General features: G+C 68.6%; 13 protein-coding genes and 3 riboswitches. Of the genes, 8 read left to right on the top strand and 5 right to left on the bottom strand.

Annotated features, from left to right (window positions below; translation table 11 throughout):
• The first annotated feature begins 143 nt into the window (after positions 1-143).
• Positions 144-407, top strand: a complete 264-nt coding sequence (locus AC5RUK_RS16880) for a hypothetical protein (RefSeq protein ID WP_494152908.1) — start codon at positions 144-146, stop codon at positions 405-407.
• A gap of 160 nt (positions 408-567) precedes the next feature.
• Here the strand turns inward: AC5RUK_RS16880 and AC5RUK_RS16875 are convergent, their stop codons facing one another.
• The 3 genes from AC5RUK_RS16875 to AC5RUK_RS16865 form a co-directional block, all read right to left on the bottom strand.
• Entirely contained in the window at positions 568-2,223 is a 1,656-nt protein-coding gene (locus AC5RUK_RS16875) for a DNA repair helicase XPB (RefSeq protein ID WP_494108353.1), read from the bottom strand.
• Entirely contained in the window at positions 2,224-4,821 is a 2,598-nt protein-coding gene (locus tag AC5RUK_RS16870; RefSeq protein WP_494152907.1) for a helicase-associated domain-containing protein, read from the bottom strand. It abuts the gene before it with no gap.
• 74 nt (positions 4,822-4,895) lie between these two features.
• Positions 4,896-5,150 (bottom strand): hypothetical protein, encoded by a 255-nt coding sequence (locus AC5RUK_RS16865; RefSeq protein ID WP_494108351.1) that lies wholly within the window; start codon positions 5,148-5,150, stop codon positions 4,896-4,898.
• Positions 5,151-5,378: 228 nt separating this feature from the next.
• On the opposite strand from AC5RUK_RS16865, the gene AC5RUK_RS16860 reads away from it, so the two are divergent.
• Genes AC5RUK_RS16860 through AC5RUK_RS16850 form a run of 3 tightly spaced genes read left to right on the top strand, consistent with a single transcriptional unit; the run spans position 5,379 to position 7,886 of the window.
• On the top strand, positions 5,379-5,762 hold the full coding sequence (locus AC5RUK_RS16860) for a cold-shock protein (protein WP_493988228.1): 384 nt from the start codon (positions 5,379-5,381) through the stop codon (positions 5,760-5,762).
• Between the two features lie 9 nt (positions 5,763-5,771).
• A complete protein-coding gene (locus tag AC5RUK_RS16855) occupies positions 5,772-6,572 on the top strand; it encodes a DUF3027 domain-containing protein (RefSeq protein WP_494152906.1) in 801 nt (266 codons plus the stop codon).
• A gap of 48 nt (positions 6,573-6,620) precedes the next feature.
• Entirely contained in the window at positions 6,621-7,886 is a 1,266-nt protein-coding gene (locus AC5RUK_RS16850) for an MFS transporter (RefSeq protein WP_494152905.1), read from the top strand.
• A gap of 77 nt (positions 7,887-7,963) precedes the next feature.
• Here the strand turns inward: AC5RUK_RS16850 and AC5RUK_RS16845 are convergent, their stop codons facing one another.
• Both AC5RUK_RS16845 and serC read right to left on the bottom strand, forming a co-directional pair.
• Positions 7,964-9,979 (bottom strand): HNH endonuclease signature motif containing protein, encoded by a 2,016-nt coding sequence (locus tag AC5RUK_RS16845; RefSeq protein ID WP_494152904.1) that lies wholly within the window; start codon positions 9,977-9,979, stop codon positions 7,964-7,966.
• Positions 9,980-10,293: 314 nt separating this feature from the next.
• A complete protein-coding gene (serC, locus tag AC5RUK_RS16840; RefSeq protein ID WP_494152903.1) occupies positions 10,294-11,427 on the bottom strand; it encodes a phosphoserine transaminase in 1,134 nt (377 codons plus the stop codon).
• A gap of 248 nt (positions 11,428-11,675) precedes the next feature.
• On the opposite strand from serC, the gene AC5RUK_RS16835 reads away from it, so the two are divergent.
• The 4 genes from AC5RUK_RS16835 (at position 11,676) to AC5RUK_RS16820 (ending at position 15,785) form a co-directional block, all read left to right on the top strand.
• Positions 11,676-12,371, top strand: coding sequence for an iron-dependent transcriptional repressor DtxR (locus tag AC5RUK_RS16835; protein ID WP_494112911.1), 696 nt, complete (start codon positions 11,676-11,678; stop codon positions 12,369-12,371).
• A 98-nt stretch (positions 12,372-12,469) separates the two neighbouring features.
• A riboswitch (cyclic di-AMP (ydaO/yuaA leader) is annotated at positions 12,470-12,682 on the top strand.
• Positions 12,683-12,687: 5 nt separating this feature from the next.
• Entirely contained in the window at positions 12,688-13,455 is a 768-nt protein-coding gene (locus AC5RUK_RS16830) for a M23 family metallopeptidase (RefSeq protein WP_494152902.1), read from the top strand.
• Positions 13,456-13,572: 117 nt separating this feature from the next.
• A riboswitch (cyclic di-AMP (ydaO/yuaA leader) is annotated at positions 13,573-13,746 on the top strand.
• A 103-nt stretch (positions 13,747-13,849) separates the two neighbouring features.
• Positions 13,850-14,473: an NlpC/P60 family protein gene (locus AC5RUK_RS16825; RefSeq protein ID WP_494152901.1), complete on the top strand. Its 624-nt coding sequence runs from the start codon at positions 13,850-13,852 to the stop codon at positions 14,471-14,473.
• A 338-nt stretch (positions 14,474-14,811) separates the two neighbouring features.
• Positions 14,812-14,986, top strand: a riboswitch (cyclic di-AMP (ydaO/yuaA leader).
• A gap of 4 nt (positions 14,987-14,990) precedes the next feature.
• Positions 14,991-15,785 (top strand): NlpC/P60 family protein, encoded by a 795-nt coding sequence (locus AC5RUK_RS16820; protein ID WP_494152900.1) that lies wholly within the window; start codon positions 14,991-14,993, stop codon positions 15,783-15,785.
• Positions 15,786-15,906: the final 121 nt, after the last annotated feature.

Here is a 15,906-nt window from a genome sequence, read left to right as displayed (position 1 = left end):
TGAAAGAATGCTGCGCGCGCACGGCGGCCCTGATGACCCATTCCGGGCCAGGGCAAATGGGGCGTTTGCCCGATGCTGCCCCACCTGTCGGAGGCGGATTCTTGAGTGGTCGGCGAAAGTCCGGCAAAGCCGAAAGGGAAATCATGCAGTCAGCAGTAGTGGCCAGCGAATCCGAAGCAGCCAATATCTACGAAACGGTTGAGGAGTTCGAGGGCTCCCGAACCTTGGACCTCCGGCAGCTGCTCCACGACACGGCAAGCGCGCTGAGCGCGGCGGCGGCCAGCACACGCCGCAGCCTTGCCCGTCGCCGCATGGACCGGCGCCGCTGGGCGGTTGATTACCAGCGTCTGGAGGAGGTCCGCGAAGAGGCCTTCCGCCAGCTGTACCGAAACGGCGGCCTGCGCTGAGGCTGGCGGCAACCCCCGGAGGGGCATGATCATCAGGCGTTACAGCCCTTGATGAGCTGCCCTTCCGGGCGCCGGCAGCGGTCGGTGACGCCGATCTCGATGTCCAGGCGCCCGCCACAACGGTCGCGGTGCCGCGAGGGTCCCCGGGGCGCGGGCCGACCTACGGCTGCAGCACGTCGTTGGCGTCCTTGATGGTGTAGGCGTAGCCCTGCTCGGCCAGGAAACGCTGGCGTTTGGCCGCGAAGTCCTGGTCCAGCGTGTCCCGCGCGACCAGCGTGTAGAACCGGGCGGCCCGGCCATCCGCCTTTGGGCGCAGGAGCCGGCCCAGGCGCTGGGCTTCTTCCTGCCGTGAGCCGAACGAGCCGGACACCTGGATGGCCACGGTGGCTTCGGGCAGGTCGATGGAGAAGTTGGCTACCTTGGAGACCACCAGCGTCTGCAGTTCACCGCGGCGGAAAGCGTCGAACAGCCGCTGCCGTTCCTTCACCGACGTCTCGCCCTTGATCACGGGCGCGTCCAGGTGCGCGGCGATCTCGTCCAGTTGGTCGATGTACTGACCGATCACCAGCAGTTGCTCGCCCCGGTGCGCCCGCACCAAGGCGTCGACGACCGGGGTCTTGATCGGGGACGTTGCGCACAGCCGGTACTTGTCGCCGTCGTCGGCCATGGCGTACGCCACCCGCTCGTCCCGCGGCAGGTCCACCCGGACTTCGACGCAGTCGGCGGGCGCGATGTAGCCCTGCGCCTCGATGTCCTTCCACGGCGCGTCATAGCGCTTCGGGCCGATCAGCGAGAACACCTCGCCCTCGCGGCCGTCCTCGCGCACCAGCGTGGCGGTCAGCCCCAGCCGCCGCCGCGCCTGCAGGTCCGCGGTCATCCGGAACATCGGGGCCGGCAGCAGATGCACCTCGTCGTAGATGATCAGGCCCCAGTCGTTGGCGTCCAATAGTTCCAGGTGCGGATACAGTCCGCCGCGGCGCATGGTCAGCACCTGGTAGGTGGCGATGGTGACCGGCCGGATTTCCTTGACCGAGCCGGAGTATTCGCCCACCTCCTCCGCGGTCAGGGAGGTCCGGCGGACGAGTTCGTCCTTCCACTGCCGTGCGGAGACGGTGTTGGTCACCAGCACCAGGGTGGTGGTGGAGCTGGTGGCCATCGCGGCGGCGCCGACCAGCGTCTTGCCGGCCCCGCAGGGCAGGACGACGACGCCGGAACCACCGGCCCAGAAATTCTCCACGGCCAGGCGCTGGTACGGCCGCAACTGCCAGCCGCCCGGTTCCGCGGATTCGGCCAGCGCAATCGGATGCGGCGTGCCGTCGACGTAGCCCGCCAGGTCCTCCGCGGGCCAACCCAGCTTGAGCAGCAATTGCTTGAGCTGGCCGCGCTGCGAGGAGTGCACCACGGTGGTCTCGGCATCGATCCGCGGACCCAGCAGCGGCTGGATCTTCTTGGCGTGCATGACCTCTTCGAGCACCGGGTAGTCGCTGGTGCGCAGCACCAGGCCATGCTGTGGGTCCTTCTCCAGCCGCAGCCGCCCGTACCGGGACATGGTGTCCTCAATATCCACCAGCAGCGCGTGCGGCACCGGGAAGCGCGAGTAGTTCAGCAGCGTGTCCAGCACCTGTTCGGCGTCCAGCCCGGCGGCGCGGGCGTTCCACAGCCCCAGCGGAGTGATCCGGTAGGAATGCATGTGCTCCGGTGCGCGCTCCAGTTCGGCGAACGCGGCGATGGCGTGCCGGGCCTCGGTGGCCTGTTCGTGGTCCACCTCCAGCAGGATCGTCTTGTCGCTTTGGACGATCAGGGGTCCGTTGGCCATTCAGCTGCCCTCCACTAGTTCGATGTCCATCACGCGGTGGATGGAGACGGTGCGCTCGCTGTCACGGTCGGGGTCGAAGACGCGCACCCGCCCGCCGCTGACGGACAGCGGGAGCATCACCTGGCGCCGGTGGTTGCCGTCCGGGTCCACGATGCCGATCCGCACCTTTTGTTTCAACCGGACCGCGGTGCGCAGCGTTTCCAGCGCCAGCAGCGGCCCGGACTCGGCGGCCGGGAGGGAGGGAACGCCGCTGCTCCGGAGCATTGCCAGCTGGGCATCGGCATCTTCGGCGGTGAGTTCCCAGGGATTCGTCCTCACCGGGAACGACGACGGCGCGCGGCCGGCTTGCGCAGCTGCGGAACCATCCGCCGGGGTGCTGTCTGCGGCAGCACGGCCGACGGCCCCCGCCCCGCCGGAGCCCGCCCAGCCGGTGCCGGCCCCGCCGGTGCTCGCCCCGCTGCCCAGCGCCACGCCGGCGCCCGCCCCGCTGCCCAGCGCCACGCCGTCGTCGGCCTCCGGAGCCGGCGCGTAACCGAGCTGGCGCAGGGAGGCGAGCAGATCGCGGGCTCCGGTACGCGACACCAGCACCGTAGGCGCCAGCCGGCGCAGGCCCAGCCGGGCCGCGCGCGGGTCGGCGAGCAGGTCCGTCAAGGCATCTTCGTCATCGCTGCGCAGGAAGCTGGCGGCCGCTCCGACCCGCAGCGCACCGTGCCGGGAAGCGGTGTCCTCCACCAGATACTGCAGCGGCTGCGGCACGCCGGTGGCCGAATGGCGGGTCAGGAAGCCGAGGATCCCGGCGGCGTCCCGGCCGGCGTCGAGGGCGCGCCGGATGCTGTCGGCCGAGAACCGGTAGATGGCTGCCGGGCCCTGGCCTTCAGCATCGGACAGCAAGGACAGCTCGGCGGCGATATCCGGGGCCAGATAACCGGGAGCAACGGCCGTCAGGTCCGCCTGCAGCATGAATTTGTCCAGCGGTTCCGGCAGCTGCTCGGCCAGCAGCGCGGCGGCCTCGGCCAGCCGGCCCTGCGCCGTCGCCCGACCCAGCCCGGTCAGCGCGCCGGAGCCCACGAGACCCAGCCGCGCGGCCTCGGCCAGGATGCCCGGAACCAGCCGCTTGAACCGGCGCTGCTGCCGGGGCCGCCGCCAGACCAGATAGGCGGTAACCTCTTCCGGCGAGGGCGCCGGCGTGCTGCCGCCGGTGGAATCAGCCGCCCCGCAAAGCTCCTCCAGCGCCTCGAGCACCTGGCGCCGGACTGCCGGGGCGTCGGGCCGGGACGCTTCGGCCGCCAGCGCATTAGTGGCGGTGTCCGACGGCGTCCGCCCGCCCACCAGCGAGGGCGCCCGGTCCAGCTGCAGCCAGGACGAGACCAGCAGGTGCCATTGGTCCCGGCGCTCCAGGGAACCGAACCTGGCGTTCGCATGAACCACCCAGCGGGAGGTATCCACGTCCAAGACGACTAGTCCGGCCGCGGCGGACAGCTCCAGCAGCCAACTGGTCACGCCCGGTTCGATCCGCAGAGCCTCGGCCAGCCGCCGTACTTCGCGGACGCCCACACCGCCTGCCCGCAGGGTGGTCACCGGTACCCGGCGTATCTGTTCCAGCAGCTCGGCCACCAGCCGCAGCGTCTCGGCCGCGGCGGAGAACGCCGCGTTGTTACGCAGGGAATTGCGGACCTGCCGGGCAGCAATTGCCGGCGGATGCGTGTGCCAGGGATCTGCCACGGCGCCGCCGCGCACCGCCAGGCCCGCCGGCCGGGGGAGTTCCACGTGCGACGCGTCGATGGGCACCAGGAGTGCATGGGCTGCCAGCCAGTCGATCGGTGAGGCGGCGTCGCGCGGGCCCGTTCCGGCCAGCCGGGGCGGCAGCGCCCCGAGCGGGGAGCGGCGGAACTTCCCGAGCAGCTCGCCCGTATGCTCCGGCGCCTTGGCCATCAGCGCCGGCCAGGTCCGCGGGTCGGCAAGCCAGCTCTCAAGCACGGCGGCTGCCCGGACGCCCGGGGACGGCGCGCCGGGGCCTTCGTCCGTGCCCGGCTCCGGAAAATCTGCCGGGAGGGCGTAACCGGCCTCCCGCAGCAGCCGCACCGTACCGACCAGATGGTCGGCGGCCACGGGGCTGGCGGCGGCCAGGGCTGCGTAGCTGCGGCCGAGGCCGGAGGGGTACGGTCCCAGTGCTTCCGCCAGGCTCGCCACCGGAAGGTAGGCCGGGGAAGGAGGGGTGGCACCGCCGTCGTCGTGGGAGGGCGGTTCCGCGGACAGCAGCAAGGCAAGTCCATGCAGCCGGGCCAGGCAGGAGTCCAGTTCGTGAAGCGTCGCGGTGCCTTCCGGCGGCACGAGCAGCGGCCGCAGGGAGCGGGCATCGGCGGCGCGCCCGGCATCCACATCGGTGCTGAGCACTACGGCTTCGAGCACGTCCAGTTCGGGCCGGGACAGCTGTTCCAGCACCCGCTGCAGGCTGATCCGGGTGCACGCGCGCGCCGCCAGGGCGGAAAAGTCCGGCACGGCTGGCAGGCACAAGTCCGGACGGGCGCTGAACAACTGCCGCAGCTCTGTGTCGCTGCGGGCGGCCAGCTGGCCAGCCAAGGCGCGGATGGAGGACACCGGATTAACGTTACCCCGCGCCTCTGCGGTGCAACGGTGCCGGGGCGGGCCGGTCTCGGGAGCGGCTGCTGCCGCTAGCTGCGGCGGCGCCGCCGGACGCTGCCAGCCACCAGCAGCACCATCAGCACGAAGGCGATGGGAAAGCAGAACCAGGCCAGTCCCAGGAAGCCCGTCCACACCTCGGTGCCGGCCATGGCGCCGGCCAGAATCACGCCCAGGCTGCCCAGCCCAACCAACAGCACGACGACGGCGGCAACGACCAGCGCTCGGTGCAACGCACCGGACTCGGCGGGTCGGGACGCATTCTGGGCGGGGACGGTTCCGGGCATGACACCAGATTACAGCGGCCTGCCGTGGCCGATTCCCGACGCTCACGCCACGAGCGGAAAGCTGTGGGCAGCGGGCTCGGCCGTCGGCGGAACACGATAACCTAGAGACAGACTTTCCCCGATTCGGCGCGGTCGCGTGTGCGGCCGCTGTGCTACCGGCGGGGCCCATGGTAAGAACGCAGCAGCGTGCGGTACCGCTGCATCATGAAGCAGAACGAGGTAAGCAAAGTGCCCATCGGCAAAGTCAAGTGGTTTGACACGGATAAAGGGTTTGGATTCCTGGCCAGCGAAGACGGACAGGAAGTGTTCCTGCACGCGTCGGCGCTGCCGGCAGGCGTCAAGGACGTCAAGCCAGGCACCCGGATGGAATTCGGCATAGCCGATGGCCGGCGTGGCCCATCTGCCCTCTCAGCGCGCATCCTCGACGCCGCTCCCTCGGTGGTCCGGGCAACGCGCAAGCCGGCCGAGGACATGGCCGTGATCACCGAGGACCTGATCAAGCTGCTGGACGAAATTTCCAACGGCCTTCGCAAGGGCCGCTACCCGGAGCGCTCCCACGCGTCGAAGGTCGCAGCGGTGCTCCGCCGCGTGGCCGACGACCTGGACGCGTAAGCGGCCTTGATGACTGAAAACATGACCGACGCCAGCGCTGAAACGGTTGACGCGGAGCCGGCGGCCGCCGGCGAGCCGCAGGCCGAGGCCGCGCCCCGGCGTCGTCCCGCGAAGCGCGCTCCCAAGCTGGATGCTGTGTTGGCCGCCGCGGTGGACCGTGCGCGCAACGGTGTGCTGGAGATCGCCCCGTCCGAGCAAATCGGTGCACACGTCGGCAGCTTTGCCGACGGCGACCGCCTGGTCACCCATCGGTTCGAGGCGCAACTGGCGGGCTACGTGGGCTGGCAGTGGTACGCCACGCTTGCCCGGGTGCCGCGCGGCAAGGAAGCCACGGTCTGCGAAGTAGGCCTGCTTCCCTCGGAGAAGTCGCTCCTGGCTCCCGAGTGGGTGCCGTGGGCCGACCGGGTTCGGCCTGAAGAAGCCGCGGCCGCGGCGGAAGCAGAGGCGGCGGACCGCATTGAGGCAGCCGAGGCAGATGCTGCGGCCGATGCGGCGGCGGACACCACCGAGGCAGTTGCTGCGGCCGATGCGGCAGACGTCGCCGGTGCAGCTCCCGATACGGATGAGGCAGAGGACGCCGGTGCAGCTCCCGATACGGGTGCGGCCTCCGACGACGGCGGTGCAGCCCCCGATACGGGTGCGGTCTCCGACGACGCCGGAGTAGCCGCGGACGGCGTGGCTGCAGCCGAGGACCTCCGTCCGGCTACCGAGGACGTATCCGAAGGGAACGGCGCCGAGGCCTCCGACATCGCCGCGACCGAGACGTCCGACATCGCCGCGACCGAGGACGGCGCCGAAACTACGTCCTGACGCGACCCATCGACGAGGCAGGTCTGCAGCCGGAAAGGGCGGTAAAGCGTGTTTCGTTCACTGAGGTTGTTCAACTACCGGATCTGGTTCATCGGAGCGTTGGTCTCCAATATCGGCACGTGGATGCAGCGCACGGCGCAGGACTGGCTGGTCTACGACATCCTGACCGAGCAGGACGCTGCTGCCATGGGCATCGTGATGGCTCTGCAGATGGGACCGCAACTGGTCATGGCTCCCTGGGCCGGGCTGGTTGCCGACCGGTTTGACCGGCAAAAGCTGCTGATGGCCACCCAGATTTCGATGGCCGTGCTGGGTCTGGCGTTGGGTCTGATGGTGATCGCCGACGTCGCCCAGCTGTGGCACGTCTACGCCTTCGCCCTGGCACTTGGGATGGTGACAGCAGTGGACGCGCCCGCACGGCAGACGTTCGTCTCGGACGTGGTGCGCGACGATTACCTGCCGAATGCGGTGGCGCTGAACAGCACCTCGTTCAACCTGGCCAGGATGGTCGGGCCGGCCATTGCCGGTGTGCTCACCGTCGCCATCGGCCCCGGGCCGGTGTTCCTCATCAACACCGCCACCTTCGCGGCGATGATCGCGGCGCTGCTCGCTATCCGACGGCAGGAGCTTCACCTGCGGGAGAAGGCCGCCAAGGGGCGCGGCCAGATCCTCGAAGGCTTCCGGTATGTGAAGCAGCGGCCCGACCTGGTGGTGGTGCTGGCCGCCATTTTCATCATCGGTACCTTCGGCCTGAACTTTTCCGTCTTTGTCGCCTCCATGGCGCGCACGGAATTCGGCGGGCACGCCGGTGATTTCGGCATACTTTCCTCGGTGATGGCAGCGGGTTCGGTCACCGGCTCGCTGCTCAGCGCGCGGCGGGACCGGCCCCGGCTGCGCTATATCTTCGGCGCGTCCGTGGCCTTCGGCATCGCCTGCACCGTGGCAGGGCTGGCCCCGACGGTCTGGCTCTTCGGGCTGGCGCTGGTGCCGGTCGGAGCTGCGGCCATCACGATCATGACCAGCGCCAACGCCTATGTGCAGACCACGACTGCTCCCATGATGCGCGGGCGCGTCATGTCCTTGTATATGGCCATCCTGATGGGCGGAACCCCGCTCGGTGCGCCGCTGGTCGGTTTGGTGGCCAACAGCTTCGGACCGCGCTGGGGACTGGGCGTTGCCGCGCTGTCGGGCGTGGCCGCCGCCGCCATCGGGATCATATGGGCCTGGCGTGCGCACCACATGCGCCTTCGCTTCGACCGCTCAGCCGTGCGGAAACTGAGCATCACCTACGGCGTGCCGGACCGGCCCGCCTAAGAGCTTTCGGGACCCAGACAACCCGCCTTCGGCATCTTCTGCTGGTGCCCCCGACATCTTCTCTTGCCGCGGGAAGCTCAGAAAGGCGGTGGTGCGTTGGGGTCGGTGGTGTCATCGGGCAGCTCGATGCCGCCGAGAGTGCGTTTAGGCGTTTGGTCGCCGCGGTCAATGCGGTCAATGGTGCCGCTGGTGACGTCTTCTCCGGTGCCGTCGGTGGTGTATCCGCTGCCGCCGTTGGCGGCGGCTTCCGTTTCCTTCGGTCGGGGCAGGACGGTGTCCCAGCCCTCGTCCGGATGGGTGGTCTTGCGGTGGCCGGTGCGCGTGGTCCATCTGATCTCGCCGCCTGGCCCGGCAGCGGCCCGGGCGTGCCCGCCGGTCTTCGCCGCATGGTGCGCGCTGCACAGGCACTGCAGGTTTTCCAGCACGGTCGGCCCGCCGTCGTCCCACGCGAGGACATGGTCGATCTCGCAATACCTGGCCGCCCGGCGGCAGCCAGGGAAGCGGCAGTGCCGGTCGCGGACACGGACCAGGCGTTTGAGCCATTCGGGCGGAATCCGCAGTTTCCGGGCGGCCGCGATCGCCTGACCATGGTCGTCGGTGAGCACCAGCAACCAGGATTTCGCCAACTGGGCCAGCCGCCGTCCCATATCCGGTGGAATCGGCCCGCGCCCGGCCAGGTCCCCGGGCTCCTCGCTGAGTCCGAGCAGCGTAGTCAAGGGCATCGTGACCAGCATCCCCGGCCCCGCGCCGCCGCAGACAGGTGCGGCCCGGCCACTGCCGCCGCAGGCGGGTGCGGACCGACCATCGTCGCCGCCGGCCGGTGCCGGCCTTGGAACCGCAACAGTGCCGTCCCCGGACATGCCTCCAGCGAAGCTTTCGCTGTCGCTGCCGGCAAATGCGTGTGCCGGTGCCGGCGCTGCCGGTACCGTGTCTTCCGCTGCCGCTGCCGCGGTGTTCGCGGCGTCAGCCAGGCCAGTGCCGTCGGCCAGCAGCAGGTCGGTGAACACGTCGGCGCGCAGCTGGGGCAGGCTCCTGGCCTCGCCGGGGCCTTGGAGGGAGCGGGCCGTGGCCTGGATCCGGTCGAAGACCAGGTGCGCCTTATCCGCGCTGGTCCGGATCCACAGTTCGGCCATCCCGTCGTCCTGGTCCGTCAGTTGCACGTCCCGGGACTCGTTCGCCCGCCGGTGCCGCTCCGCCAAGGACTCCGGGTGCAGGCGGACCCGCATCCGCCGGGCACGGGACCGGACCGCGTCCAGCGTGATCTCCCCGGCACCCGGCAGCACAGCGGCTTCGAAGTCCTGCAGACACTCCGGCGGGAGGTCGGCGGAGCCGCGGGCCAGCGCTTTCGCGCGCGGCAAGTCCAAATCACCGCGGCCCATCGCCTCGAGAGTGCCCGGCAGGTGCGAGCAGATGTGCCGGGCATCGGCCAGCATGGCCCGCGCCGCGGCATCCCCCGTGGAGAGGTGCGCCGAAATCTCCTGCGGCGCGAACCGGGAAAAGCCTTCCGGGTCGCAGTCGGCGCCAACGCCGGGACGAAGCCGGGCGAAGCGGTCCAACGCCTTGACCTGGCAGGACTGCACCCACGCCTCCACCCGCGCCGCGGCCAAAAGATAATCCATGGTCTGCGCGTCATCCAGTTCCGCCGGCTCCACCCCCGCCAACAGGCCGGCCAGCACGGCAGGCACGCCCACGCCACCCTCGGGCACCACCGGCTCGCCCCCGGTGCCCTCCGGCACCAGCAGCAGGGATGCGTCGTCGCCCTCCACGGTCCCGGCCGATTGCAGCCCGGCGCCCAATCCCTGAGTTGCTCCGGCGTCCTCGGGCATGGGCGGCTGCCCGCCGGCGGCTTCGGTCGGGGAAGAAACCCCTGCAGAGCTGGCGTCAACGGCGGCAGACGCACCCAGGTCGGAGGCCGCCGGAAAGAGTCCGGCGCGATCAGGCCCGATGCCATAACGTCGCAGCAGCGCCGCTGCCACCACCTGCTGCAGCAGCGCTTCCAGCAGGGAACTGTCCGGACGCGAGGGCACACCAAGGTCCATCACCAGTCCCTGTCCCGGAACCGGCAACCGAAGCTCGCCGCCCTCGCCGTCCATATCCTCACGCTACCGGCTGCTTCGGACAGTTTGAGGTGGAGCCTCGCGCTCGCTGGACGGGCGGTGTAACGCTGGTGACGCTTCGCTGCTGAGGCATCGCGGGTGACGCAATGCTGCCCGTAAAGATCCCAATGAAGCGCTGCTGACGCATCGCTGGTGACGCGGCGCGGCTGACGCATCGCTGGCAACGTAACGCTGCTCAGGTAGCGCTGGCTGCGTAACGCTGCCAGGGCTGCACCCAACTGCCAACCAAAAAGGTCCGGCCGCCGCGAACGGAAGCCGGACCTTAGCGAATCGACGCGTCGTCGCTGGAGTCAGCCCTGCAGCCGGTCCACCACGTAGTCGATGCAGGCCAGCAGTGCGCTGACGTCCTCAGGCTCCACGGCGACAAAGGTGGCGATGCGCAGCTGGTTGCGGCCGAGCTTGCGGTACGGCTCCACATCCACCACTCCGTTCGCACGCAGCACCTTGGCGACCGCAGCGGCATCAACTGACTCGTCGAAGTCCACCGTCGCAATGACGTTCGAACGGTGCTCCGGGTTCGCCACGTACGGGGTCGCCACCGCGGAAGCCTCCGCCCACTGGTACACCCGTCCTGCCGAATCGGCGGTGCGGCCGGAAGCGAAGTCCAGGCCCCCGTTGCCGTTTAGCCACTCGATCTGCGCATTGAGCGTGACCAAGGTGGCCAGCGCGGGCGTGTTGTAGGTCTGGTTCTTCAGCGAGTTGTCGATGGCCGTTTCAAGATTGAGGAAGTCGGGAATCCAACGATCGGTGGCACCGATCCGGGCCGCCCGTTCCACCGCTGCGGGGGAGAAGACGCCCAGCCACAGGCCGCCGTCGGAGGCGAAGTTCTTTTGGGGCGCGAAGTAGTAGACGTCGCTCTGGGTGACATCCACGTCCAGCCCGCCCGCTGCGGAGGTGGCGTCGATGAGGACCAACGCGCCGTCGTCGGCACCATTCACGCGCTGCACCGGCGCGGCCACACCTGTGGAGGTTTCGTTCTGCGCCCAGGCATAGACGTCCACGCCGGCCTCTGCCCGCGGCTCCGGCCGGGAGCCGGGTTCCGAAGTGATGATGCTCGACTCGGCCAGGAACGGGGCCTTGTTGGTGGCCGCGGCGAACTTGGAACTGAATTCGCCGAAGGACAGGTGCTGCGCCTTCTGCTCCACCAGTCCGAAGGATGCAACGTCCCAGAACGCCGTCGAGCCGCCAACCCCCAGGATGACCTCGTAACCCTCCGGCGCCTTGAAGAACGTCTTAAGCCCCTCGCGGACGCTGCCCACGAGGTTCTTCACCGGTGCCTGGCGGTGCGACGTGCCCAGCAGGTTCTGGCCGGCGGCGACCAGGGCGTCGACCTGTTCCGGACGGACCTTGGACGGTCCGGCGCCAAAGCGCCCGTCCTTCGGGAGCAGGTCGGCGGGAATGCTGATGGACTGGGTATCGCTCATGAATACCTTTCCTGGCGTGGGGGCAATGATCTCGATGGCGGTTCGCCGTTGAACGCCCGTTTCATTCTGCCCCAACGCCAAGGGCCGCCGTTAGTTGAACCCGGCATTGTTGCGTTGGCCGCATGGCGCCTCAGCCCGCGGCGTAGCTGCCGGTCGGGCACGGAAAACAGGCTAGGCTGGTGAGGGGAAAACACCCTCATGCATGCTGCTGGAGCAGCCTTTTAACCGCGCCGAGGAGCAAGAAGCCATTGACTGATCTCATCGACACTACCGAGATGTACCTGCGCACTATCCTCGAGCTCGAAGAAGAGAACATCGTTGCGCTGCGCGCCCGGATCGCCGAGCGGCTGCGCCACTCTGGCCCGACGGTTTCGCAGACGATCGGGCGGATGGAGCGGGACGGACTCGTGGTCGTCACCGGCGACAGGCATCTTGAGCTGACCGAACTGGGCCGGCGAAAAGCGACCGAAGTGATGCGCAAGCACCGGCTGGCCGAGCGGTTGCTCTCCGACGTCATCGGACTGGACTGGGCCTACGTGCATGACGAGGCCTGCCGCTGGGAACACGTGATGAGCGAGCGGGTCGAGCAGCGGCTCTACGAACTGCTGGGCAGGCCAACGGTTTCGCCGTATGGCAATCCCATCCCCGGTTTGGAAGCGCTCGGGGGCCAGCCGGCCGAAGAGTTCACCTCCGGCGTGCTCAATCTGGCACAGGCCATGGGCAGCTACACGGCCGATAAACAGGTGAGCATTGTCAGGCTGGCGGAGCCCATCCAGGTGGAGCCGGAACTGTTGCTTCAGCTGGAAGAGGGCGGCTTGAAGCCCGGCGCAAGCCTTCAACTGGAGACCGCCGGCGAGTACATTTCCGTGCGCGTGCCGGGGATCGAAGGTGCCTTGGAACTGCCTCCGGAAGTTGCCGCGCACATCTTTGTATCAATGCGATGAAACGTTGTCCCCTGAAAACACGCACCACGGATAACGGATTTATTACTTTCGGGGAGTTTTACGTATAGTTGACCGGGGTATCGAGACATCGATCCCACACCCTCCGCAAGCCGAACCCTGTCGGCGGAGGCGTGTATCCGTGAGACAGGGGCGGAGGACCCACCAAGCGGCAGTTTGTACGCTGCCTTGGGGTGAAGCCGCAGCGGGCAAAGCGTAGGTGAATCGTTCCACTCACGCTGGGTGCGGTGCGGCCGAGTTTTCTCTTGACTCGAATCCGACAGCTAACTTCGCAGGCGCTTTGGAGAGGTAAAGAATTTTGGCAGGTCACAAAGCCTCGGGACGGCGCCGTTCATCCGCCCCGGTCGAACACTCACGCCCACGTGCCGCGACACCCGGCCGCCGCCGCGCCCAGCCGGCGCCGTCGCCGGTAGCAGCAGCCGCACGCGACGTCGGGCATAAAACCGCGATCGTCGCAGCCGCGTCCGGGATGGCCCTGACAGTGATGCTCCCGACGACGGCCGGCGCCACGGCCGACGCCCCGCAGGAGGCTCCGGCCGCCAGCAGTATCTCCGCCGCCACTGAAGCGCGCCTGACGTTTGAGCGTGCCGGGCTGACCAGCAAGTTCGACCCGGACACGAAGCTGAAGCAGGTCATGGTCGCTTCCGGGAGCAACGCCAAGGTTGTCAGCAGCGAAGGTTCCCTCTCGCAGCCGATGGACGAGATGACCATGACGTCGCCGTTCGGCTACCGCGTCAGTCCGATCACCGGCTATGCCGGGGAGTTGCACACCGGCCAGGACTATGGAGCAGCCTGTGGCACTCCGGTCCACGCGGCAGCCGGCGGAACCGTCGTCGAGGCAGGCTTCCAGGTCGGCGGCGGCGGCAACCGGATCGTGGTGGACCACGGCAACGGCCTGAAGACCACCTACAACCACCTGAGCACCATCGACACGTCGGTCGGCGCCACCGTGCAGCGCGGGGAGATGGTGGGCCAAAGCGGCACGACCGGAGCCTCAACCGGATGCCACCTTCACTTCGAAGTGATGGTCAACGACAAGCTGGTGGACCCCACCGGCTGGCTGTGACCAACACGCCGTAACCGGAACGTGACACAACCCGCAAACTGTTATAAGGTTTCACCCGTGCCAGTCGCCCACAGCCTGGCACCTTCGGGCGGAATGCCGAACTCTGCCGTCGCCCGAAGTTCGTTCGCACCGATTCGCATGGCAGAGGCGGGGGAACCACTTCCCGGACATCGCACGGTGTCCTTGGGGTAAAGCCGATCAGGCCCGGGCCACCAGCCCGCACGCCGGCCGGCCGGATGAACTCCCATCCGAACCCGACAGCTCACCTCGCAGGCATTTGGGAGAGGTACAGACCGTGTCCAAGAGCATTACTGCGGGCCGCCATCGTGCGACCCCCGTCCGCACGAGCCCGCTTGAGACGATTTCCAAGGCTGTGTCCGCGAATGCGGGAACCATGGGACGTCAGGGTGCCGTGATCGCCGCCGCTACCGGCCTGGTTTTGACCGGTACCATCCCGGCCCAGGCTGTCAGCGCTGACCGAGGGGTCGACGCCCCGGCCCGCGTGCAGGTGGAAGCCGTGCAGGCCTCCGCAGCCGTGAAGCTGACCTTCGAACGTGCCGGGATCACCTCCACCCCCGCGCCGGAGGCAGTTGTTCAGGCCGTCTCCAACGAGATCACCCCCACGACCGGCAACGACGCCGGGTCGAACGAAACCAAGACCATCAAGAAGGCCGACGAGGCTGCCGCCAGCGGAGCCGCCGGCGCCATCGTCGCGGCCGCTTACGGCCAGATCGGTGTCGGCCAGGACTGCACCGCCCTGGTCGAGAACGCCCTGCGCGCGGCAGGCTTCGCGGTGGGCGACCTTGCCCCCGCACAGTTCTTTGCCTACGGCACGCAGGTGTCCACCCCGCAGCCGGGCGACATCATTTACTACGCTAACGGCGGTGCCGGTGTGGCTCACGTGGCTATTTACGTCGGCAACGGCCAGGCCATCCACGGCGGCTGGGCGGGCTACAACACCGTCCTGGGCAGCGCCTACATCGGTTCCGGCCCGGTCTTCATCCGTCCGGCAGGCTAATCCCTTCCTTCCACGGTCTTGTTCTCGCGGCGCGTCCTTCGGGGCGCGCCGCGGCCGTTAACGGCGCCTGGACCACCTGAACAGAAACGGAGCGCGGAAGACCTGGGCGGAAACGGAGCGCGGAAACCGTCCGGAGCCGCGAGGCCCCACGCGGCACCCTTCGTACCAGCACCATCCCGGAACCGTCCGGAAGCACGGCCCGCGGCCTCCCGTAATCAAAACATCACCGCGCCGTGATCAGAATGTGACAATGCGTGATTGATCGTATACGCTCTAACGCGTGCCAGTTGCCAAACGGCTGGGACCTCCGGGTGGATTGCCGAGCTCTGCCACCGTCCGGAGTCCGTTCGCAAAAACTTCGCGGGCAGAGGCGGGGGAACCAATTCCGGGTTTCGTACAGGAACCCTTGGGGTTAAGTCGCTAGCACTCTCAGGCTTTGCCGGAGAGGGCTGCGGCCGGATGCACTCCCATCCGAATCCGACAGCTCACCTCGCAGGCATTGGGAGAGGCCTTTAACGTGTTCAATGACACCGCTACGGGGCGCCACCGCGCCGTTTCCGTCCGCACCAACCCGCTGGAGACGATTTCCAAAGCCGTCTCGTCCAATGCCGGATCCATGGGTCGCTCAGCAGCCGTCATCGCTGCCGCGTCCGGACTGGCCCTGACCGCCGCGGTTCCCGCGCAGTCAACCACCATCGAACGCACCGCATCCACCGTGTCCGTTCCCAGCCGCGTGCAGGTGGACACCGTCCAGGCTTCGAGTGCCGTCGAGCTGACCTTCTCGCGTCCCGCCATCAAGTCCACTCCGGCCCCGGAGCCGGAGCCTGTTGTCGAAGCCGTGGCCGAAGAAGTGGCCCCGGTCGTCGAGGAGGCCGCAGGCGCAGCACAGGGCGCCGTCCAAGCCCCCGCTCCCGCGGTCGAGGTCAAGGCCGCCGCCGCCGCCCCCGCAGTCAAGGCGGAGCCGGCCAAGGCCGAAGCTTCCGCCGGCGGAGTAGCCTCCACCCTGGTGTCCTCCGCGTACGGCCAGATCGGCATCTCGCAGGACTGCACCGCCATGGTGGAGAAGGCCCTGCGCGCCGCCGGATTCTCGGTGGGCGACCTCGCCCCCGCGCAGTTCTTCAGCTACGGCACCCAGGTTTCCACCCCGCAGCCGGGCGATCTGCTGTACTACTCCGACGGCGGTGCCGGCGTCGCGCACATCGCCATCTACGTGGGCAACGGCCAGGCCATCCACGGCGGCTGGACCGGCTACACCACCGCATTGGCCAGTGCGGACGTCGGATCCGGCTATGTAGCCATCCGCGTCAACTAGGCATCAGCCTTCCCGGTCCCCAGGACCGACCCCCGGCCCCGGCACACGCTCACAGCGTGCACCGGGGCCGGCGGCGTTGTTGCGGCGGATAGGCGCCCACGAACCAGCCGCTAGACCGCTG

This window comes from Arthrobacter sp. Y3223065, from assembly GCF_059090885.1.
Note: the sequence above shows the minus strand (reverse complement) of the source record. Positions and strands in the feature narration are given on the sequence as shown.